This window comes from Novosphingobium sp., from assembly GCF_032093395.1.
Lineage (GTDB): Bacteria > Pseudomonadota > Alphaproteobacteria > Sphingomonadales > Sphingomonadaceae > Novosphingobium.
Genome location: NZ_DAMDBA010000007.1, coordinates 1 through 20,875, shown reverse-complemented (window position 1 = coordinate 20,875; position 20,875 = coordinate 1). Strand labels below are relative to the sequence as shown.

The 20,875-nt window shown below is 61.0% G+C and carries 17 protein-coding genes and 2 pseudogenes; 16 read left to right on the top strand and 3 right to left on the bottom strand.

Going from position 1 to position 20,875, the window contains the following annotated elements; translation table 11 throughout:
* Positions 1 to 402: 402 nt before the first annotated feature.
* Positions 403 to 1,163, bottom strand: a pseudogene (locus RT424_RS04130) (IS5 family transposase).
* A gap of 479 nt (positions 1,164 to 1,642) precedes the next feature.
* On the opposite strand from RT424_RS04130, the gene RT424_RS04125 reads away from it, so the two are divergent.
* From RT424_RS04125 to RT424_RS04095, 7 genes are all read left to right on the top strand, one after another.
* The gene (locus RT424_RS04125) at positions 1,643 to 1,825 is read left to right on the top strand and encodes a hypothetical protein (protein ID WP_313434702.1); all 183 of its coding nucleotides are present in this window, start codon (positions 1,643 to 1,645) and stop codon (positions 1,823 to 1,825) included.
* A gap of 62 nt (positions 1,826 to 1,887) precedes the next feature.
* Positions 1,888 to 2,139, top strand: coding sequence for a hypothetical protein (locus tag RT424_RS04120; protein WP_313434701.1), 252 nt, complete (start codon positions 1,888 to 1,890; stop codon positions 2,137 to 2,139).
* 528 nt (positions 2,140 to 2,667) lie between these two features.
* On the top strand, positions 2,668 to 2,970 hold the full coding sequence (locus RT424_RS04115) for a hypothetical protein (protein WP_313434700.1): 303 nt from the start codon (positions 2,668 to 2,670) through the stop codon (positions 2,968 to 2,970).
* 830 nt (positions 2,971 to 3,800) lie between these two features.
* Positions 3,801 to 4,298 carry a hypothetical protein gene (locus RT424_RS04110; RefSeq protein ID WP_313434699.1) on the top strand — a complete coding sequence of 166 codons (498 nt, stop codon included), beginning with the start codon at positions 3,801 to 3,803 and terminating at the stop codon, positions 4,296 to 4,298.
* Between the two features lie 96 nt (positions 4,299 to 4,394).
* A complete protein-coding gene (locus tag RT424_RS04105; RefSeq protein WP_313434698.1) occupies positions 4,395 to 7,013 on the top strand; it encodes a hypothetical protein in 2,619 nt (872 codons plus the stop codon).
* Between the two features lie 770 nt (positions 7,014 to 7,783).
* Positions 7,784 to 9,010 (top strand): zincin-like metallopeptidase domain-containing protein, encoded by a 1,227-nt coding sequence (locus RT424_RS04100; RefSeq protein WP_313434697.1) that lies wholly within the window; start codon positions 7,784 to 7,786, stop codon positions 9,008 to 9,010.
* On the top strand, positions 9,007 to 9,411 hold the full coding sequence (locus RT424_RS04095) for a DUF2958 domain-containing protein (RefSeq protein ID WP_313434696.1): 405 nt from the start codon (positions 9,007 to 9,009) through the stop codon (positions 9,409 to 9,411). Before RT424_RS04100 ends, RT424_RS04095 begins: the two co-directional genes overlap by 4 nt.
* Before the next feature lie 386 nt (positions 9,412 to 9,797).
* Here the strand turns inward: RT424_RS04095 and RT424_RS04090 are convergent, their stop codons facing one another.
* Entirely contained in the window at positions 9,798 to 10,106 is a 309-nt protein-coding gene (locus tag RT424_RS04090) for a hypothetical protein (RefSeq protein ID WP_313434695.1), read from the bottom strand.
* On the opposite strand from RT424_RS04090, the gene RT424_RS04085 reads away from it, so the two are divergent.
* The 8 genes from RT424_RS04085 to rlxS all read left to right on the top strand — a co-directional run bounded on the left by RT424_RS04085 (position 10,092) and on the right by rlxS (position 18,179).
* The gene (locus RT424_RS04085) at positions 10,092 to 11,498 is read left to right on the top strand and encodes a chromosome partitioning protein ParB (RefSeq protein ID WP_313434694.1); all 1,407 of its coding nucleotides are present in this window, start codon (positions 10,092 to 10,094) and stop codon (positions 11,496 to 11,498) included. The genes RT424_RS04090 and RT424_RS04085 overlap by 15 nt on opposite strands.
* Before the next feature lie 256 nt (positions 11,499 to 11,754).
* On the top strand, positions 11,755 to 12,252 hold the full coding sequence (locus RT424_RS04080) for an NUDIX hydrolase (protein WP_313434693.1): 498 nt from the start codon (positions 11,755 to 11,757) through the stop codon (positions 12,250 to 12,252).
* Between the two features lie 643 nt (positions 12,253 to 12,895).
* A complete protein-coding gene (locus RT424_RS04075) occupies positions 12,896 to 13,216 on the top strand; it encodes a DUF736 family protein (RefSeq protein WP_313434692.1) in 321 nt (106 codons plus the stop codon).
* 134 nt (positions 13,217 to 13,350) lie between these two features.
* The gene (locus tag RT424_RS04070) at positions 13,351 to 14,250 is read left to right on the top strand and encodes a HEPN domain-containing protein (RefSeq protein WP_313434691.1); all 900 of its coding nucleotides are present in this window, start codon (positions 13,351 to 13,353) and stop codon (positions 14,248 to 14,250) included.
* Between the two features lie 321 nt (positions 14,251 to 14,571).
* On the top strand, positions 14,572 to 14,802 hold the full coding sequence (locus RT424_RS04065) for a helix-turn-helix domain-containing protein (RefSeq protein WP_313434690.1): 231 nt from the start codon (positions 14,572 to 14,574) through the stop codon (positions 14,800 to 14,802).
* Positions 14,799 to 15,383, top strand: coding sequence for a S26 family signal peptidase (locus RT424_RS04060; RefSeq protein WP_313434689.1), 585 nt, complete (start codon positions 14,799 to 14,801; stop codon positions 15,381 to 15,383). The genes RT424_RS04065 and RT424_RS04060 overlap by 4 nt, the downstream gene beginning before the upstream one ends.
* On the top strand, positions 15,371 to 15,982 hold the full coding sequence (locus RT424_RS04055; protein ID WP_313434688.1) for a lytic transglycosylase domain-containing protein: 612 nt from the start codon (positions 15,371 to 15,373) through the stop codon (positions 15,980 to 15,982). The genes RT424_RS04060 and RT424_RS04055 overlap by 13 nt, the downstream gene beginning before the upstream one ends.
* A gap of 235 nt (positions 15,983 to 16,217) precedes the next feature.
* Positions 16,218 to 18,179: a relaxase/mobilization nuclease RlxS gene (rlxS, locus tag RT424_RS04050; protein ID WP_313434687.1), complete on the top strand. Its 1,962-nt coding sequence runs from the start codon at positions 16,218 to 16,220 to the stop codon at positions 18,177 to 18,179.
* A gap of 62 nt (positions 18,180 to 18,241) precedes the next feature.
* On the opposite strand, the gene treF is transcribed toward rlxS, so the two are convergent.
* Entirely contained in the window at positions 18,242 to 19,807 is a 1,566-nt protein-coding gene (gene treF / locus RT424_RS04045; protein WP_409521440.1) for an alpha,alpha-trehalase TreF, read from the bottom strand.
* A 428-nt stretch (positions 19,808 to 20,235) separates the two neighbouring features.
* Here treF and RT424_RS04040 point away from each other — a divergent pair.
* Positions 20,236 to 20,820: pseudogene (locus tag RT424_RS04040) on the top strand (type IV secretory system conjugative DNA transfer family protein); the annotation flags it as partial.
* Between the last annotated feature and the right edge of the window lie 55 nt (positions 20,821 to 20,875).

Sequence of the window (20,875 nt, the reverse complement as noted above, 5' to 3'; positions counted from 1 at the left end):
TACATCCAATCGCCAGGATGCTGCAGGCGCGCAAAAACCGGCCACGCGAGCCACTATTTATCATCATTTCGCCAAAATGCCCCGTCTTGCCGCAGTCAACCCGAGCGATTGACCACCCCCAATCCAGGCCAATGCGAAATTTTCTGCCTGAATGCAATGTTATGAATTAAATGCAAATGAGCCGAAACGCGCTGATTGAGGGCGAACGGATAAAACGCTGTCGTTGATGACAGAATTCTCATTTAACGGAGCCGTGTTTTTTCATAGTGGCTTGGCAACCGACGAGGTCTCGCCTTCCTTCGATTGAAAGCGGCCACCTTTTGCTCTCGAAAGCATGAGGCGCATGGCGATCGGACTTTGCCTGCCTACCGCAAGCGCATGTTGTGCTAGGTCGTAGACTCATTACGCAGCACACCAGATGCGCACGCAGATGAGTTTGATGGCAGCGAGGAAGTTGGCTGCGTCTTTGTCGTAGCGGGTTGCGATACCCCGGAATTGCTTGATGCGGTTGAAGAAGCGCTCGACGAGGTTTCGCTGTTTGTAGAGCCATGACTGGAAGGCGAAGCGCTGCTTGCCGTTGGATCGATTGGGGATGTTGGCCCAGACGTTCCTGGCGGCAGCGGCCTCGCGGATGGCGTTGCTGTCATATCCCTTGTCACCCAGCAGGGTTGCGCCCTTGGGAATGGCCTGGATCAGTGCCTCGGCCTCACAGGCGTCATGGACCTGCCCGCCGGTCAGCCTCAGGCTGACAGGGCGTCCGTCAGCATCGACGAGAGCGTGCAATTTGCTGGTGAGGCCACCCCGGGAATGTCCCATGCCACGATTGCAACTCCCCCCTTTTTGCCCGTCGCACCGTTCTGGTGGACGCGCATACAGGTGGAATCGATCATCACCAGTTCGCCATTATATCCCGCTGAAACCGCTGCCAGCAGTCGGTCCCAGACCCCGGCTTTGCGCCAGCGGACAAACCGGTTGTAGCAGGTCGTCGAGGGGCCGTAGCGCTCAGGCACTTCGGCCCACGTCGCTCCCGATCGAAAACGCCACATGATCCCGTTGAGAACCCGGCGATCATCCACCCGCGCCACACCGCGCGGTTTGTTGGGGAGCAAGGGCTCAATGATCGCCCATTCCCGATCCGTCAGTTCATACCGCCGTCGTGCCATCAAGCCTCCATCGCAATGGAAAGCCTGAATCACGTGAGCCAGATAATCTCAAGCCTGCTCGGAAATTTACGGCCTAATGCTGGCATTGGCCGTCCCTCCACGCGCCACCGCTATCGAGGCAGGCATCTTGAGCCACCCAAGGCGAAAACCATATGAACGCTGCAAGGGCGACAATCGCAAGGCTCAACGTCAGAGCCACCCGCTTCCATGTGATGTGCATACCCATCCATATCACACGCAAAATCAGTCGCCAGATTTTATGAGTTTACGGGCTAGTCGGGTACTGCCGGGTCGGCGCCTTCGCGTAGCGGATCGGCAACGCACCGTGGCGCAAGGTATGGTGCATAGCCGTTCCGGTCGTTTCGCAGCGGACAGAACTGCCGCAGAACGGAGCCTTTTGAACTCTGGAGCCAAATTCGTTCTGGAGCCTTTACACCTTGTCGCCGCGGGCCATCGCGGCAAGGACAAAGGAGAGACCGATGAGCATGAAGGGCGAAGCGAAGGAAGCCGCAGGCTACATCAAGGAAGAGCTGAACGAGCACGACAAGTCTCCGGAAGGCCAGCGCAAGGCTCAGGAAGGCCGCGATCTGCGCAACGAGGGCCGCATCGAAGACGGCAAGGCGCCCAAGACGTCCGAACCGGGCGCCGGCAAGCCCGAATAAGCCGAACAGGAGCCGGCGCACCCCGGTGCGCCGGCCCTTTCGTAGCCATCCAGAGGCTCCCAATGTTCACGCAGCTCAACCCCACAATCCCGCTCCACGTCGTCGGCAAGGGCGACGGTTATGCGATCGGAATGATCGACTACGGTCAGGAGCATAATCTGATCTGGGTTACCGCACTTGACAGCTCAGGCGAGATCTGGTGCGCACCCAACGCAACGGTTCGTCTCGGGAAGAACTGGACCATGGGGCGCCAGGAAAACCCACTCATCACCGAAGACAAGCAGGCCGAACGAAGCCGGCAGACGAATTGCTGAGGCAGGCTTCCGGCTTTGCTGCGGAGCTTCCAGCTGGCGGCGCATGGCCCGTCAAGACGACATGACCTCGAGCCATTGAGCGAAAGGACGAATTCGACGCGGTGACTGTCCCGGCCAGGGCCGCATCGAAACCGTTCGGGCGGCGGCTATCCTTGTACGTTTCCAGGTTCGCAGAGGCCAAGTTCGGCAGACGGCCACATGTGGCGCGGCTTGTGGCCGCGCAGCTCTCCGGCGAGACGGCAACAACCGGCTTTGCCGGATACTCATTCGTGAAAGTTCGGTGGCGGCCCCCCCCCCTCGGCCAGGCCGATCTCAGGGCCGCTTCTCATGCGAGGTGGCCCTTTAGAATCTTCCTGTCGAAATCGATCGGGTGGCTGCACGGGATACACGGACGAGAATAGTGCGGCGCTTCTCGGCGAACCCTCCGTTCGACCTTTTCCGGGTGTTTCACATGACCCTTTCCCGGCGAGCGTCTGCCGCATCCGCCGGAACATCCCTAATCCCGGCGAGGTTATTCTGCCGTGCGTAATGCGGGAGCAGAACATGGCGTTTGAATGCGTAGCCTATCGCGATTCGAAAGGCGGACTTCACAGCAGTCTCGAAAAGGCGACGCTGGAGGACCTGGCCTCCGTGCTCGGCCGGGTTGGCGATGAGGGCGGCATGACCAGCGGCGTGGCGCGCATGATCTTCGACAAGCGTGCGGAGATTGAGCGCGTCTTTGCCGAGCATGACGCGCTTGTAGCTTCTGCTTCCGGCTCTCTTACAGGAAATGTCGGCTCCGGATCGTCCGGGGCCGGCACCATTCGCGTCGTGAGCACAGAGTTGCCCTGATTTCCTCAGCGGAAGAGCGTTGTACTGCGCCTTTTTCCTCTATCCCTACCAAATCTTTGGTTCCTTGCCGACCTCAACGCCTAAGGCACGGCGTAGCCAGCAAGGCCCCTTTAAAGCTCGGCAATTAGCTCAAACGGCGGCGCGGAGTGGCGGGCTGATGATAGCAAGAAAAGGCGCAACGTTCTGCCTCTATGCCCAATGTCGCTTACCGCACCGAAAGGAAGAAGATGCGAGGAGCACTCCGAGCCGTGGCATTGCCGCTCGCACGGCCTTCCGCTGCCAAATGAAAAAGATGTTCAGGTAGATCGACCCTCACCTGAATTCGCTGAATATGGCCGCCAATCGATTAGTCGATGAGCTATACACCACAATAAATATGCGCATTTAGCAGAAGCAGCGAGCCGAAGCTTTCATGGTGACGTTAAATAGCCATTGTTCAGATGATGCTGTGACCTGCCTTTTTAGAGGAAGTTTTTATTTGCGTGCATCAAGCAAAATTTTGGAAGTTATAAAATGGTGATATTTTTAACCTCGGTGATTTTTCTCGCAGCCTCGCAGATTTTAATTATAATTCCAAGGGCGAATTAACTTACGAAACTTATGACAAAAACCGTCATTTATCGATCAGATGGGGCTTTACCCTCGTTTATTAAATTTGGCGTGTGAAAGTCGTCGATTGCCAAATTTTCAAGGTATTATAAAGTTTTAACTATCTGGAGCTGTGAAATCAGGCTTAACGACGCGCGAATTCAAGATTCCGGCAGATGGGTGAGCAGCTCAATTTCTGGCGGATTGAATTCGTCACCTTATTTTAACAGGGATTTCCGATCATGAAATTCAGCAAGGCCGTGTCGTTCATTGCTGCCGCCGCTGCCACTTTGGCCGCAGCGGCGCCGTCTTTCGCCCGAGACATTGTAACTCCCGCGGCTGATTATGGTCTCCCCGGCACCCAGATCTTGTATCCGAACGATGCGTTTGTTTCTCAGGACGGCCGCTTCAGGCTTACCTTCCAGACCGATGGCAATTTTGTGCTTCGGCAGGGAACTGCCGTCTTGTGGAGCAGCAAGACAGACTTTCCGATGTGGATCGATGCCCCCCCGGGTGTTCCCGGCCAGATGCTGAACCCGCGTTACGCGGAAAAAGTCGTGTTTCAGGCCGACGGCAATCTCGTCGTATATCATCAGAAAACGCCAACCAAGGATAATACTCCCTGGGCATCCAATACTGATGGCCATCCGAATGCTCGGCTGATGGTCCAGAATGATGGCAATGTCGTCATCTATGACAACGGCAAGGTGATCTGGAATACGAAGACCTGTTGCCACTAACACTTAGTATCTAAAGAATGTAATTGCCGCCTTCTAAGTTTTTTTACGGGGGCGGCAATTCTATTTCGGTGCGGATAGAAAATCGTACTCTACATTATGAAGCTTCGCCCGATCATGGATTTAGGTGATGCGTTTTTTGTAAAACCATCTTCTTCGGCCGCTATTTCCAAATGCCTTGTGTCCGTCATGACATTGCAGCTGGGGTGGTTTGGTGCGCCGGCAGTTGCTCAGTCTGTCGGCAAACCTTCCATTTTCACGCCGCGTGCGTCGGCAGAAGGGTTGGGCCGTAGAAATGAAGCAGCGGATGGAGAAATCATCGTTATCCGTAAACGCCGGGGAGACGCTGATGTCGCCTCGGAAACCGAATTCAACGAGTCGGAAGTAGCGTCGGAAGGCGCATACGACATCCAGGAACTGCTCAACCGCCTTCAGCCGTTCATCGATCCAACCGGTACTCCCCCGCTCTTGCTCATCAATGGGCGACCTGCCGGGTTTGATCGCTCCATCCTCGCTTACCCTCCGGAAGCACTGGAGAAAGTGGCGCTTCTGAAGCCGGAGGCAAGCGTCCGCTATGGAGCAAACCCAGCGCAAAGGGTCGTCAACCTGGTGCTAAAGCCCAAGTTTGCGAGCTATGAAGCCGGCGGAAGCGTGAATTTTGCCACCGCCGGGGGCCAGCTTGGTCAAGACCTCAATGTCGCTCGATTTGCCATCAACGGCGACATGCGCTGGAGCGCGAAGGTGAAAGCCGGACATCAAAGTGAACTTCGCAAGAGTTCTCGCAATGTTCCTGCGGCTTTCGGGATGTTCGACAGTGGAGGCTTTGTCACTGGAATCAACGGTAGCGAAATCGATCCAACGCTCAGTCAGGCAGCCGGAGAGATCGTTAGCGTCGCTGCGGTGCCGGATTACCTGGTTACACCGCCATCGTTGGAAGCTTTTCTGGCAACAGCAAACCGGCGTAACCCAGTCGATGCGAACGCATTCGAGACATTACAGCCTTCCAGCCAAAACCTTTCGGTAGGCTTGGGCGTCTCATATCCGATCGGAAGTTTTTCGGCCTCGCTGTCGCTGGACGCAAATCGAAGCAAAAATGCCGGCTCGAGCGGTTTGCCGATGGTACTACTGACACTGCCATCTACCAACCCCTGGTCACCGTTCGATACAGCGGTATTTCTTTACCGGCCCTTCGCAGGGCTGAGAGCATTGCAAAGCAGAAACGACCTTGAAACCGTTTCGACTTCACTCACGATCGATGGACGAGCGCTTGGATTTCAAACCAATCTTGCCTTGATTTACTCTCGGAGTTCAAGCCGAAGCCTTCAGGAAACGGGCATTGCCGCTGAAAAACTGCAGGATCTAATCGACGGCAACGACCTAGCATTTAACCCTTACGCACCCATAACCACAGGAAAGTATCTGAAGGGGAGCCGTACAAGATCGAACTCCAGCAACATGAACATGCGCGTCAACCTTCAAAGATCACTTCTCAGTCTGCCAACCGGCTCCCTCGGCTGGAATTTTTCAGCGGCTATGGGGCAGGCGAAGAGTACCAGCACAACGACAGATATCTTCTTAGACATACCAACTACCACCCGATCAGACAATGCGCAGTGGAGCGGCCAGATGTCACTGAACTTGCCGATATCACGTCGGGAGTCGAAGTTCGGTTTGCTTGGCGACCTTTTGCTCGATGCGACCTTTGGCTACGCAGGTGCATCAGGGAGCGCCGGCCAAGACACCATGGGTCTCAGCGCCACCTGGCGACCGCTTTCGCAGATACAAATCAGCGGCTCGATAAATCGCAGCAGTGTTCGAGCGACGGTTAGCCAAACGTCAAATCCGACCGTGACGACCGTCAACCGGATTTTCGATTTCAAACGTCAGGAAATAGCAGAGCCCATATGGACGACCGGGGGAAACTCCGAACTTGACCCCAGGCGCAGTCGGCAAGAAAACGTGAATATGGCATTGCAGTTGACGCCATTCAGCAATCAGGATTTCACCCTCGGGGTCAATTATCATCGTTCGAAAGCAACGGACGGTGTTGCCGGTTTCCCTGAGCTTACCCCCGTCGTTGAAGCTGCCTTTCCTGAACGCATAAACCGCGACAGCGAAGGCCGCCTCGTCGCCGTGGATGCGCGCCCTATAAGTATAAAGCATAGTGTCAGCAGCGATTTGGATTCCACCTTGGCCTTTCGTCTCGGCGGCAGAAGACAGCGCAACTCCGGACACGCGCTTTCCTCGCTGATCCGCGATCCTCTCCAGTTCAGCTTTGCTGTCACGCATCACTATCTGCTTCGGGACGAGACGTTGATACGGCGGGGATTGCCGGTGATCGACAGGTTGAACGATAACAGCGGCGTATCCCGCCAGACAGTCGACCTGCAGTTCGGCTTCGGAGAACGCGCCTTTGGCTCCAATCTCGGCATCACGTGGGGAAGTCCCTCCACAGTCCGCGCCGAGGACGCCGCTTTTCGCGTCAAACCGCCGTTGTTGTTCAACCTATCTGCATTCATTAATCCGGATCGCCTATTTGAGGGATGGTCGGATATTTCGTTCATCCGGAAATTGAAAATCTCTTTGAATGTGACCAACCTTTTCAACGGCTATCGCCGGGTTATCGTTGAAGATACCGTTGCCCGCTCCGTTTATACCCGTGATGAGATCAATCCCCTAGGACGGACGGTCCTGATCACCATCCAGAAGCAGCTCTGAAGCGTATCTCCTACTAAGCCCCCTTAATGCCTGGACTGAATGGCACCGGAATGAATTTCGCCCGAACGGCAATAAGTTAACACAAATCAGGTCGAAGCGATGCCAGGCTCCGGATCCGCTCGTGAATCCTCCATCTTGCTGATGTAATTCATCCGGCTCATTTCAGGCAATGAGGTAGCAAGGGCGCCCCATGGCTTCGGCATGGCCGCGCTCTATGCCGCGTGCGGGCGGGCTATCCGCCCTTGATGCCCTGGCGTGGCACCGAGCCCCTTGAGGGTCTCGGCCTGCCGGTTTCGATCGCTGGCGCGCAAGGGGGAAGTGGCGGTCGGCGGGGCATGCCCCGCCTCGATGTTGACGCGCGCAGGCTTCACCTGCGCGCGGCATCATTTGTGAGCCTCTCCCGATCAAAGTCGGGGTGTGGGCTCGACAACCGTCTGGGCCCGCCATCGTCCCCTGCAAGCCGCTCCTTCGTCGCGGCTCCTCCACTTGCGTTCCGGCCCTTCGGGTGCAGGCGCCGCTTAGCGCGGGCCCTGTCGGTCGTCCGGGCCGCCCACCCCCCGCCTTTTCGGGGGAGGCCCATGATGGGTTTTTTCGGGCAGTGCAGGAGGTGAGACATGCGCAGCAATCGCAAGGTCCCGCAATGCGCGAGGCCGCAAGATCAGTTTCATGGTGTTGCCAGTTCCGACCGGTGTTTTGAAGGTGGCAGTGCCGATCCGCTGGGGGCCGAGGCCCGGACGCGAGGTAAGCCGGGGCGGGGATGTCGGGGCGGCTTGAATAGTCCTGATCATAATCTCCCTCATAACCCTGGTGGTAAGCTTGCGGGTCACTCCGGCGACATCCGCTCATGCCCCGAACAGGTTGGAAATCGGGCCCATGATCGCGATAAGGGCCGGGCGGGGCGTCAGGAAGGCCAGCGCGGGAATGACAACCGTGGTGATGGCCGGAGCAGGCGCGGGAAGCAGGAGACGCGGCTCTCGCTTTATGACGAGGTCACGGCGCGGATCATTGCCGAGCTGGAAGCGGGGCGCATTCCCTGGGTCCAGCCATGGAGCAGTGCGGCTTGCGGCGGGGCGGGGGGAAGCGGGGCTATCCCGTGCCTGCCGCGCAATGCCCTGACGTCGCGCAGCTATTCGGGGATCAATATCCTCCTGCTCTGGGCCTCGGCGCTTGCCTCCGGCTGGGAGCGTCCCGGCTGGCTGACGTTCCGGCAGGCCATCGCGGCGGGCGGCAACGTGCGCAAGGGCGAGCACGGAACGCAGGTGGTCTATGCCGACCGCTTCACCCCGGAAACCGAGAAGGAACGGGCGCGGGAAAGCGGCGGGGAGGCGCGGTCGATTGCCTTCCTGAAGCGCTTCACCGTCTTCAATGTCGCGCAGTGCGAGGGCTTGCCGGATGATATCATGCCCCAGCCGGTTGCCTTGCCCGAGCGCGAGATCTTGCCGGTGGCCGAGGTGCTCATTGCCGCAAGCGGCGTCGATTTCCGGGTCGGGGGTGACAAGGCCTTCTATGCTCCGGGCGCGGACTTTGTGCAGGTACCCCCGCAGCAGGCCTTTCATGATCAGGTTAATTACTACCGAACCTGTCTTCATGAACTGACCCATGCCACCGGCCACAAATCCCGGCTGGGCCGCGATCTCACGAACGGCTTCGGGTCGAAGGACTATGCCCGCGAGGAACTCGTTGCGGAAATGGGTTCGGCTTTCCTCTGCGCCTCGCTCGGCATCGTGCCGACCGTTCGCCACGCCGATTACGTCGGCGCATGGCTCGAGGTCCTGCGCGAGGATGCCCGCGCGATCTTCCGTGCCGCCTCCATGGCGAGCAAGGCCTCGGACTGGCTGCTGGCGCGCCATGCCGCAGCGGACGGCGAGGTGGCGGAGGATATCGCGGCAGGTCCCGGTCTTGGCAAGGCGCTAGAGGCGGGCGGCGATCCACGAACGGATACGGATGCACGAACGGAGCCAGCGTCGCAAACCGGTGCGGGGAGGGCGGTATCATGACCCTGCTGTCCCCCGGCATCCGCGCGCTGCTCGCCGCGAACTTCGAGCATTGCGTGCGCAAGCCCCGCTTCGATCCGTTTCCCCTGGTCCGGCTGTTTAATCCTACGGGCCGGGCGGCCTGGCTGGTCAGCGAAATCTATCCCGATGACGATACCCTCTATGGACTGGCGGACCTCGGTTTGGGCTGCCCGGAACTCGGCATCTTCTCGCTGCGCGAGATCGAGGCCATCGACCTGCCGCTGGGCATGAAGATCGCACGAGACCTCGTCTTCACCACCCGGCACCGCCTGTCGGTCTGGGCCGAGGCATCGCGCCTTGCCGGGTCGATTCCCGGTGCCGCCGACCTGTTGGCCCGCCTGACCCGAGAGGACCCGGGCGCCATTCGAATTCTGCCCCGCTGAGGGGCCGATGACGCGGGCAGGCGTTTTCCTGCCCATCTGAAAGCCGGTCCACCCTATCCCATCACGAAAACGGTGGACCGGCACTCCTGAGGAGTACCTGCCATGAAACTCGAATTCATTGCCCTTGGCAACCTTTCCGTCAGCAAGTCCAACATGCGCCATGCCCGCAAGGCTCCCGATGTGGCGGACATCCTGCCCACCGTCCGGGCGCGAGGCGTTCTCCAGCCGGTCTCGTACGGCCCTGTGCACCGCCGGAAGAACATCTCGCTGCCGGTGCCGCCGATCCGCAGGCGCATGCCCGCCGGGAGGCTCGGCATTACGAGATCGTTGCCGCAAGCCGGCGCTTCCATGCAGCCTGCATCGTCGCTGCCGAGCGGCTGGCGGCGTCAGCCGAAACCGGTGAGCCCGATCCCGAAATCGTCCTGCTGCCCTGCGCGGTACTCGATGAAGCGGACGATGCCAGCGCCGTCGAGGCCTCGCTTATCGAGAACATCGCCCGGCTCGATCCGGACGAAGTCTCGCGCTGGGCCTGTTTCACCCGGCTGGTGAAGGAAGGGCGCAGCATTGCCGAGATCGGCGCGACCTTCGGCCTGCCCGATCTCGCCGTGCGCCGCGCGCTGGCGCTCGGCAATCTCCTCCCGCGTATCCGCGAGATGTATCGGCAGGGGGAAATCGATGCCGTGACCATCCGGCATCTGACCCTCGCCTCCAGGAGCCAGCAGAAGAGCTGGCTCATGCTGGTGGATGATCCCGATGCCTATGCTCCGCGCGGGCATTCGCTGAAATCGTGGCTGCTGGGGGGAGCGTCGATCTCGACCCGCCATGCCCTGTTCGATGTCGAGGGCAGCGGCCTTACGGTCGTCACGGACCTGTTCGGGGAAGATGCCTATTTCGCGGAAGGCGTGACGTTCTGGGCCTTGCAGAACGCCGCCATCGAAGCGCGCAGGGTGGCCTATATCGAGGCAGGCTGGGCTGATGCCGTCGTCATCCCGCCGGACGAGCATTTCCATGCCTGGGAATACGAGAAGACCGCCAAGCGCAAGGGCGGGCGGGTCTATCTCGATGTGCGGGGCAATGGCGAAGTCGTTGTCCACGAGGGCTATCTCTCGCGCAAGGAGGCGGCACGTCTTGCCAAGAGCAGGAACGCGGGACAGTGCGGCGAAGATGAGCACGGCAGCGGCGGCGGTACCAGCCCGGTGCGGGCCGAACTCACCTCGCTCACGCAGACATATGTCGACCTCCATCGCCATGCCGCCGTGCGGACCGAATTGCTTGGCAGTCCGGCCCTCGCCCTGCGGCTGGTGGTCGCGCATGCGATCGCCGGGTCGGCGCTGTGGCGCGTCCGGCCCGAGCCGCAATCGGTGAAGAGCGATGCCGTCCGGCAAAGCCTCGACGAAAGCCGCGCCGAAGCGGTGTTCGACGCGCGGCGGCGCGAGGTTCTTGGGTCATTGCGGCTCGACGCCGAGGATGCCACTGTCACCTCCAGCGGCTATGGTTACGGCGCAGCGGGCCGGAATATCTGCGAGCTGCTCGCCCGTCTCGTTCCGCTGCCCGACGCCGAAGTGCTCGATATCCTCGCTCTCGTCATGGGCGAGACTTTGGCCGCCGGTACTCCGGAAATCGAGGCGCTTGGCACAATGCTGGGCCTATCGATGGCCCACTGGTGGGAGGCGGACGAGGTCTTCCTCGAGGGCTTGCGCGACCGCGAGGTGCTGCTCGCGATGCTCGCGGAAGTGGCGGGCGAACAGATCGCCGCTGCGAATGCCCGCGAGACGAGCAAGACGCTCAAGGCGATCATCCGCGCGCACCTTGCAGGCGAAGGCGGCCGGACGAAGAAGGAAGGTTGGGTGCCGCGCTGGATGGCCTTCCCGCCCTCTGCTTATACCTCGCGTGGCGGCGTCGGCACGGTGGACGCCCATGTCCGGGCCATGGCGCTATTGAACGAACCGAAGGAGGCCGCCGGGGAAATCGGTGCTGCCGAGGTCGTCGGTCCGAGCGATGATCCGCTGGCCGTGCCGGTGCCCGGTGGAGCAGCTGGTGATGATAGCTCTGCTCTGGATCAGTCGAACGCCCGACAAGCCGCGTAATCCGGAAAATGCCCGGCAGGACCGTTCAGGACCTGCCGGGCTTTGCGATTGCGGGGAGCTGGTTTGTTCGAGCGATTGCGAGCCGGTGGATCGGATCCCTGCAGCGGTCATGCTGATGCAGTCGGAACAACTGTCCGGCGCGAAAAGGGGGAGAATTTTCGCGCCCGTGCCCCTTTCGGCGCACGGGCGCGCAGCTGGTCGGCCCTGGATCATCTGCCGATTGCGCTGCACACCCTCAGGTGGCACGGATCAGGGAATGGATAACGATGAGATCCTTGGTGCTGTTACGGAGCGGCGCGCGGTGCGCGCCGTTCTCCTTACCCCGGATCGCGAAGTGCTGCTGATCCGGATCCAGCCGCCGGTTGGCGCAGCGTTCTGGGTCATGCCGGGCGGCGGCATCGAGCCGGGTGAGGACCCTGCCGATGCCCTGCGACGCGAACTGCGCGAGGAACTCGGTCTTGTGCATTGCCAGCCCGGCCCGGTGGTCTGGCTGCGGCATCATACGTTCGACTGGGACGGCAGGCGGCTCTCGCAGCGCGAGGAGTACCGCATCGTGCCGGTCCGGCGGTTCGATGCCCGGATGCTTGATCCCCGCGAGGCACAGTTCGTGACCGAACTCAGATGGTGGCGGCTGGACGATCTCGCCCACGCCGCCGAGCGGCTGACGCCGCTAGCCGTCGCGGACATCGTGCGCGATTACCTCGCGAAGGGCGCGCCTGATCCACTGCCGCCCGAGGAAGTCCTGGTCGACTGAACGCCCGGTCTTTGCGGCGGAACCGCGCGCCCGGAAGCGTGGGAGAAGGCCTTTCCGTCCACCGGAATGGTATGGGCGAACGCGTCTTCATCGTCCGATCCGGCGGCGCAGGAAGGGGCCTGGACGAACCCGGTGCCTGAATTCCGGGCGCAGGGCTAGGGCTGGCAGCCGTGGGGACAAGGCGTCGCTGCGGCGGATCCAGCCTGCCCCGACTTCGGCGCCGCCGGAGGTGACGCGGTAGTCCGGCAGGGGTGTCCTTGGACGTGGCGGGACAGGACGATTTCGATGATTGGGCGGATCGAGAGGGAGCTTCCATTCCGGCATCGAAGCTGCGGCCGTCGCGGCTGACATATCCAAGCGGACAAGTCCGTCTCCTCTGAAAAGCAAATCGTCGTAGAGTCATTTCCGGCTGGAGGGCATCGACCTGGAACGGTCGCGGTCTTCCGAAACCATCGACCGGCCTTATTTCCCCGCCTGCCTTGCGGCAGGCTCCTCGCGGCCGCTTCGCTTCAAATAAGGCCTTGTCTTCCGGTCCTTCGCTGCCGCTGCGGCCTGGCGGTTCGGATGCCCGCTGCAACCGTTCCCGAAGGTCTGCCCATCGCCCGGAAATCGCTCTGCGGCGAATGCTTCAAGGAGACGAAAGATGCCCGCAATCGGATATGTCACCCGCGACGGCCGCAGCTTCAAGGGCCAGCTGCGCACCCTCTCGATCCGCACCGAGATCGAGATCACCCCCAACACCGCCAAGTCCGGCGACACCCAGCCCGATTACCGCGTCACCTGCGGCGGCGCCGAAGTCGGGGCAGGCTGGATCCGCCGCAGCGAAGCTTCCGGCAACGACTACGTGTCGCTGAGCCTTGCCGCTCCGGAATTCGGGCCCCGGCGGCTCTACGCTAACCTTGGCCGTGCCGCCGGACGGGACGATGAAGACAGCTTCGCCATCATCTGGAACCCGGCGGACTGAAGGTCCCGGCCCCCGCGCCTCCGGGCGCGGGGTTTCGCGGCGTTCGGCAGCAGGACAAGCGCTCACCCGGTTATCCGGGACGGGATGGACAGAACAGTTGTTCCTGGCCGAAACTAGTCTAGAATCAGCTGATTATGAGGACCGATCTCGACCATTTGCCGGAGCAGAAGCGCGCCGATCTGAAGCGCGTGGTCGAGATCATCTTTGCCGAATTCGAGGACGTTCTGGCTCTCGCCACCCAGGGGTGGAAGCGCCAGGGTCGGATCATGAAAGTGATCCTCTACGGCTCCTATGCGCGCGGCGACTGGGTGTCCGATCCGGTCGGCGGCTACTTCTCCGACTACGACATTCTCGTCGTCGTCAACGACGAGCGCCTTGCCGACGAGGCGGAATATTGGGGCAGGGCAAAGGATCACCTCAACCGCGAATACGATATCGCCAAACGGCTGTCCGCCCCGGTCGGTCTGGTCGTCCATTCGATGAAGGACGTGAACTTTCAGCTGTCGCGCGGACGTCCCTTCTTCGTAGATGTCGTGCGCGAGGGCATCGTGCTCTACGAATTGGCCGCGGAACAGTTCGAAGCCCCCAAGCCGCTCGACACCGGCCTCGCGCATGTCGAGGCCGAGAATTATTTTGATAAATGGTTTAGTAGTTCAGCAGCCTATCTGCGAGGCGCGAAATTTTTTATTTCGGAGGGTTCAAACAACGAGGCTGCATTCCTTCTTCATCAATCGACAGAGCATTTTTATCATACAATTTTGCTGGTGATGAAGTTGTACTCGCCGAAATCGCACAACATAAAATTTTTGCGAGGACGTGCTGAGGATGTTGCCCGTGATCTCATTTCAGTTTGGCCACGAAATACTAAGTTTGGACAGCGATGCTTTGAGCTTCTTTATCAAGCCTATGTGAAGGGAAGATATTCGGAGCATTATGTCATTCGCGACATGGAACTGGAGTGGTTGGCAGAGCGTGTTGAAACGCTTCAGGCTGAGGTCAAGGCGGTCGCCGAGCGCCGGCTGGGCCGTAAGTAAGGCGCTGATCAAAAAATCACTTGTTGGACTGTGATTGAGCATAGCACAAGGGTGGGTAATGCATCCGCTAAGGCGATGCTGCTTGCAAACGCGATCCTTTTCGCCACCGATTTAGCGCCCGGCTGATCCTTCGCGCGCCGGCTCCCGGCACGCAATTGCCGATCGACAGCACCATCAGCTTCACGCCTCCCGGGTGTCCCCGGAGGGGGGTCGGAATCGGCTATAGCCGTTTCCGACCCTGCCTGAGCGCCGTGTTCTGCCTCAGATCGAATGTCCCTCGCGGGCGGCACGGTGCCGCCAGCAAAAAGAGACAGGGACGTCATGGAAAGATCTAGCGAGATCGACAGGGCGCAGCGCGCGAAGAGCGGTTCGCCATTCCTGAATACCGATCAGGCAGCCGCGTATCTGAAGATATCGAACCGCCTTCTGAGGCAGCTTCGGCGCAACGGTGGCGGTCCGATCTTCAGGTTTCACTGCCGCTTCGTCCAGTACCACATCGACGATCTCGATGCCTGGAGCGAGGCAAATTCCGGCCAGGCGTTCCGGCGATGAATATGCATCGGCCTTCTGTAACCGAGGCGCCCTTGCGCGCCTTCGGCGACGCGCTCCGCAAGGCTCGACTACGCCGCAATAGGCACTGGCGAATTCTACTGGCAGCAAGCGCGGCCCTATGCCTGGTCGGTCTCACCCCGGCCTTTCCACTGGGCCCACGCCTTGTCTGGAATGCAAGTCCCAGCGCTCCGTTAGGCCTCTATCTCGTGGAGCCTGAAGGGGACTTCGGCCCCGGCGAAACCGTGATCGCGAGACTTCCCGGCCCCTGGCGCGCCTTTGCCGCTGACCGGCGCTATCTGCCCCAGCGGGTTCCGCTCGTGAAGCGTATCGCCGCTGGTCCGGGTCAGGAAATCTGCGCGCTCGGTCCGCGTCTCTTCGTGAACGGCAAACCGCTTGTCCGGCGGTTGAAACGGGATGGGAGCGGTCGTCTCCTGCCATGGTGGGAAGGGTGCCGGCAACTTCGTGGCGGAGAGTATTTCCTGCTCATGGCGGAGAACCGCAAATCGTTCGATGGCCGCTATTTCGGGGTGACGAGGGCGTCGGATATCATCGGTCCCGCGAGGCTGATATGGGCGCGCTGAAGCCCATCATCGGTGCGGGGGCGGCCCTTGTCGCGCTGCTCGCCGCCGTTCCGCTTCAGGCGGACGAAGTGGACCGCTGGCGCCCTCAGATTTCCGAGGCCTCTTCCCGCTTCGGTGTGCCCCCCAGCTGGATCGAGCGGGTGATGCGCGCGGAAAGCCGGGGCAGAACCCGGCTTTCCGGCCGCCCGATCCGGAGTCCAAAAGGTGCGATCGGGCTCATGCAGCTTATGCCGGGGACATGGGCGGAAATGCGCGACCGGCTTGCGCTCGGCAGCGATCCGGACAATCCGCGCGACAACATCCTGGCGGGTACATTCTACTTGCGCCTCCTTTACAACCGTTTCGGTTATCCCGGCCTTTTTGCGGCCTATAACGCCGGTCCGAGGCGCTACGAAAAGCACCTTGCCGGGCGACTGCTTCCTCGCGAAACGGTGGCCTATCTTGCGGAAATAGCCGGTCCCGGGACTGAACCGTTAGAACGGAAACTCGCTCCGATTTCTGCAGATGGATTAGCGTTCGAGCAGGTGCAGGAAATGCGAGAGGCAGTCCAAAAGCCCGAAATTGACCCACTCTTTGCCATCCGGCGGGATGTCCCCTGAGTGCGTAACGGGTGGTGTCGCTGGTGAGGCGCGGAAGCAAGAAGCGGGGGCTGTGTCGTGTTCGCAGCCCCCGCTTCTTAGGGCCACCAGGAAAATTCGGCAGGTTGGGGGCGGAGTGCAAGATAGAAGCAATGCCTCCCGGCACCGTTTTTTTCGTGTCTGCACATCACTTTAGAAGGAGGCATCCGCCTCCCCCGATAGTGTGTTCGGAGCATTCCGGTTCGGAGGCTTTGAAATGGCGAAAGACGACGATTTCGAGCCCTGGCTCGGCCGGCAACGCGGTTCCGGCGGGAAGGCGCCTGATCGCTATGCCACGCGTGTCGCGCATGCTGCCGGCTTGCTTGGGAAGGGGCGGGGATCGAGAACCCGGGGCTACGACGGAAGCAGGATCGGTCGCGGTGCGGCAACAGGACGGCTGTTGTCGACACGTGATGTGCTGGCCGGCTATCGCTCGCGCCGCGTCGTGGTGAAGACCCGGCTCGCGGCGCTGCGCGGCAAGGGGCTTGGAGCGGCCCGGGCTCACCTCCATTACATACAGCGGGACGGGGTCACCCGGGAAGGGAAGCCTGGCGAGCTTTACGGTCCCGAAAACGAGCGCGACGACGGGAAGGACTTTCTCGAGCGCAGCAGGGCGGATCGGCATCAATTCCGCTTCATCGTTTCGGCAGAAGACGGTGATCGGTTCGAGGATCTCAAACCGGTCATTCGGCGCCTGATGGAGCAGGTCGGCGACGATCTTGGTACGAAGCTGGACTGGGTTGCCGTCGACCACTTCAATACCGGCCATCCCCATACCCACGTCGTGCTGCGCGGCGTGGACGACCAGGCCCGCGATCTTGTGATTGCCCGGGAGTATATCTCCCACGGATTTCGGGAGCGCGCTGCCGAGATCGTTTCGCTTGAACTTGGTCCCCGTAGCGAACACGAAATCGAGACGCGGCTCCGCATGGAAATCGAGCAGGAGCGGCTCACCAGTCTTGATCGCCGACTGATCGGCCGGATGAACGAGGAGCATGTCGTCGCGCCGAGTGTTGCCGACCCGCTGTTCCATTCTCTGGAAGTCGGGCGTCTTCGCACCCTGGAGCGCATGGGGCTGGCGGATGATCGGGGCGGCGGCCAATGGCAGCTTGGCGAGGACATGGAGGCGACGCTCCGGACTATGGCTGAACGCGGGGACATCATCCGCCGGATGCAGCGGGAAATGTCCCGCGCCCGGCTCGATCGCCCCGAGCAGAGCATTTTCCTGCCGGAGATTGGACCACTGGTGGGACGGGTCGTAGCCCGCGGCCTTTGCGACGAACACCGCGACCGTCATTTTCTGGTGATCGACGGCGTCGACGGCCGAGCACATTATGTGGACATCGGCGCTGCATCCGCTGTCGATCCGCTACCCGGGAGGGCGACGGTTCGCATCGTTCCTCGTGTGCCTGCAGTAAGGGCGATCGATCGAACGGTGCTGGAAGTGGCCCAGGCGAATGCCGGGCGCTATTCCGCAGATTTGCACCGACGGCATGATCCCCGCGTCAGTGAGGCTTTCGCCGAGACACATGTGAGGCGCCTCGAGGCCATGCGGCGGGCGCGCGTTGATATCGAGCGCGAGGCTGACGGCACCTGGCGCATTTCACCGGAGCATTTGGAGCAGGTGAAGCGCTTCGAGGACCGACTCGTTCAGGATCGTCCCGTCGACGTCGAGGTCCTCTCGGCTTTACCTGTCGACAAACTGATCGACATCGACGGTGCCAGCTGGGTCGATCGCGAATTGGCGTCGCCATCCGGGCTCAACTTCCGAGCCGGCGGATTTGGCGGCGAGGTGCGTGCTGCCGTGACGGCGCGCCGGCAATGGCTCGTCGAGCAGGGGTTGGCCGACGAGGACGGAGAAAACTTCGCGTTGAGGCCGAACGCTTTGGCGTCCCTTCGGCGACGGGAGCTGCTGCGGATCGCGGCGGGACTCTCCGATGAGCTGGGCAAGGGGTTTGCAGAGGCACGCCATGGGGATTGGATCGAAGGCAGCGTAGCGCGGAGGATCGGAGGCATCTCCGGCTCCTATGCCCTGATCGAAAAGAGCCGTGAATTTACGCTCGTCCCTTGGAGGCCGGTACTGGAGAAACAGATCGGTCAGCAGGCGGCCGGCATCATGCGCGACAGCGGCATAAGCTGGCAATTCGGGAGGGGCCGGGCAGGGCCGGAGATATCCTAGAGCCTCTTCGGGCATGCAGAACGGAAGCGAAGATCGGTGAACGGCTGCAGCACTCCGCCGCCTCAGCGCGGGTCGAGCTCCGGCATTCGGTCCAGGATGGCACTGGTCACGCCGTTGGTCCATCCGAAGCCGTCTTGCAGCGGATATTCGCCGCCGCCGCCGGGCCGTTTTTCCTCGACATCGTATTTTTCCAGCATTTTGCCGTTCTCGCGGTAGGTCACATCCACTGTCCGGATCCAGCGTTTGGCAATATCGTGCGCCAGATCCTTCTGGCCGTAGCGTTCGAGGCCGTCGATCCCAACCCACTGGAGCGGTGCCCAGCCGTTCGGCGCATCCCATTGCTGGCCCGTCCGCAGCCTTGTGGTGCGCAGGCCGCCGGGTGCAACCAGCTTGTCCCGCGTCGTGCGGGCAACCGCTTTGCCTTGAGCGAAAGACGCCATGCCGACGAAAAGCGGGAAGAGAGTTGCACTGGAGACCACCGACGTGGGCTTGCGGTCGGTCAGCGACCAATCGGCGTAGCGGCTTTCTCTGCTGACCCAGAGGTGGCGGTCGACGGACGCCTTTCGCTGGTCTGCCCGCCGGGTGAACTCGATCCGGCAACGCGTATCCGCGACCTGACGGCAGCCATCGGCGATACGGGTTTCCATGACCCAGAGCAGCGCATTGAGGTCAACCGGGACTATCGTGGTCGTCCGGATCGTCGACAGGTTCTGCGGATCGGCCAGCCAGCGTGAACTGAAATCCCACCCGCTTTCCGCACCTGCGCGCAAGTCGCGATAGATCTTCTCAGCCGGGCGAGTAGGAGCCAGGGCGGCTGTTTCACGGTCTTCGGCGAAAGACTCGTCCCTTGGCCTATCACGATCGTCCCAGTAGCGGTTCAGCACACTGCCGTCCGGCATCGGCACGACGCGTTCGCAGGGCTGTTTCGTTTCGCGTACGCAGGTCTCGCCGGCCATCCAGTAGGCATGTTCACGGCGCAGCGCGGCAAGGCGGCGCGTACGGATCGCTGGATCCTTTTGTTCGGACAGGTCGAGCATGAGAGCGAAAAAGGGTGGTTGCGAGCGGCTGAGATAATAAGTTCGCGTGCCATTCGGAATATGGCCGAAGCGCTCGACGATGTCGGTGAAATTGTCGAGCATGCTCTCGAGCAGATCGGCGTGGCCGTCCGCCTTCAGACCGAGCATGGTAAAATAGGAATCCCAGTAATAGGATTCCCGAAAGCGTCCGCCGGGCACCACATAAGGGTGTGGAACGCGGATCAGCGAGGAATTCTCGATCCTTGGGGACGTTGCGTCATCGCGCGTCAGTTGCGGCCAAAGGCCTCTGACATGTTCACGAAGCGAAGCCTTCGCCTTGTCGTTCACGCCGGGGACGGTGAAATGCTCCAGCACGAAACGCCGCAGTTCGGCATTGGTCTTCGGTGCCTCGGCATGGAATCGTCGCATGATCTCCACCGGCGCCGTCCGGGGCGCCGCGTCGACAAAGGTCTTGCCGTCGCCGAAGATCCGCTGCTCCTGGACCGCGATGAACAGGTCGCCATACTGATCGGCCGGTGTGGGAGGGGCGCTGTTCGCGCACAAGGCGATGGCGAGAATTGCAGCGCAGAGACCGCGGGTGGGCGAGGGCATCATGGCTGCTCCCTTCGGCATAGCTTCGTTGCAAACCTCTGTCTTGGTGATTGATATGTCACGCGGTGGGCAACGCCCGGCGGCCCTTGAGGTGCCTGCCGTGTCGATGGGTTCATTACCTGGCGGTGAGAAAAGGTCGAAACAGGGCGGTATTGGCTCGAACGACGTGGGTGACCAGTCGTTGTTGGCGATCATTTTCATCCTGCCCTTCGCAGCCTCGGTACCGATCGCTGCCCGAATCTCGTTGGTGGGTGCCGCCAATCGGTGGGATTCGATTCGCATCATTGTGCGCCTTGAAGATGAAAGACGAACCTGAGTTGCCGCAAAAACGTACCTCGGTGCCTTAGACAGGCTCTGTCGGCAGATTTGGAATTTCGGGATTGTAAGCACTGCTCCTGCGGCCATCGCCGCGACGGGCGGAGGCTTTCATGACCCCAACCAAACTCCTGATCGGCCAGATGCTGGTGGTGTTCGCCATTGTCCTTGCCGGCGTATGGTTCGCGACCCAATGGGCGGCAGCTGAGCTCGCCTACCAGCCTGAACTTGGCCAGCCGTGGATTCAACTCGGAAGCTGGCGGGTCTACGAACCTTGGGCGCTGTTCATCTGGTGGTTCCAGTTCGATGCCTACGCTCCTGTCGTCTTTGATGAAGCCGGGAGTATGGCCGCCTCAAGCGGGTTGGTCGGTTGCGGCGCCGCGATCTTCAGATCGGTCTGGCGCGCCCGGCAGCAGCGCAATGTCACCACTTATGGTTCGGCCCGCTGGGCCGATCGGATGGATCTTCGGAAAGGGGGGCTCCTTGCTGGACAAGGTGTATTCCTTGGACGGGCCGGCGGAGACTATCTGCGGCACGACGGTCCGGAGCACGTCATGGCTTTTGCGCCGACCCGCTCGGGCAAAGGTGTCGGCCTCGTGGTGCCGACGCTGCTCAGTTGGCTCGGTTCGGCCGTAATACACGACATCAAGGGGGAGAACTGGAATTTGACCGCCGGCTGGCGCTCGCGCTTTTCGCACTGACCGGCCCCCACTGAGTGGTCCGTGTTGATTGTTAGTGCAGAACCGTCTCCGG

Excerpts from the sequence above, each read along its gene's own strand:
- RT424_RS04125 (WP_313434702.1), top strand. The coding sequence starts at position 1,643 with ATGAGCATGAAGGGCGAAGCGAAGGAAGCCGCAGGCTACATCAAGGAA.
- RT424_RS04120 (WP_313434701.1), top strand. The coding sequence starts at position 1,888 with ATGTTCACGCAGCTCAACCCCACAATCCCGCTCCACGTCGTCGGCAAG.
- RT424_RS04115 (WP_313434700.1), top strand. The coding sequence starts at position 2,668 with ATGCGGGAGCAGAACATGGCGTTTGAATGCGTAGCCTATCGCGATTCG.
- RT424_RS04110 (WP_313434699.1), top strand. The coding sequence starts at position 3,801 with ATGAAATTCAGCAAGGCCGTGTCGTTCATTGCTGCCGCCGCTGCCACT.
- RT424_RS04105 (WP_313434698.1), top strand. The coding sequence starts at position 4,395 with ATGAAGCTTCGCCCGATCATGGATTTAGGTGATGCGTTTTTTGTAAAA.
- RT424_RS04095 (WP_313434696.1), top strand. The coding sequence starts at position 9,007 with ATGACCCTGCTGTCCCCCGGCATCCGCGCGCTGCTCGCCGCGAACTTC.
- RT424_RS04090 (WP_313434695.1), bottom strand. The coding sequence starts at position 10,106 with ATGCCGGATGGTCACGGCATCGATTTCCCCCTGCCGATACATCTCGCG.
- RT424_RS04080 (WP_313434693.1), top strand. The coding sequence starts at position 11,755 with ATGGATAACGATGAGATCCTTGGTGCTGTTACGGAGCGGCGCGCGGTG.
- RT424_RS04075 (WP_313434692.1), top strand. The coding sequence starts at position 12,896 with ATGCCCGCAATCGGATATGTCACCCGCGACGGCCGCAGCTTCAAGGGC.
- RT424_RS04070 (WP_313434691.1), top strand. The coding sequence starts at position 13,351 with ATGAGGACCGATCTCGACCATTTGCCGGAGCAGAAGCGCGCCGATCTG.
- RT424_RS04065 (WP_313434690.1), top strand. The coding sequence starts at position 14,572 with ATGGAAAGATCTAGCGAGATCGACAGGGCGCAGCGCGCGAAGAGCGGT.
- RT424_RS04060 (WP_313434689.1), top strand. The coding sequence starts at position 14,799 with ATGAATATGCATCGGCCTTCTGTAACCGAGGCGCCCTTGCGCGCCTTC.
- RT424_RS04055 (WP_313434688.1), top strand. The coding sequence starts at position 15,371 with ATGGGCGCGCTGAAGCCCATCATCGGTGCGGGGGCGGCCCTTGTCGCG.
- rlxS (WP_313434687.1), top strand. The coding sequence starts at position 16,218 with ATGGCGAAAGACGACGATTTCGAGCCCTGGCTCGGCCGGCAACGCGGT.
- treF (WP_409521440.1), bottom strand. The coding sequence starts at position 19,807 with ATGCCCTCGCCCACCCGCGGTCTCTGCGCTGCAATTCTCGCCATCGCC.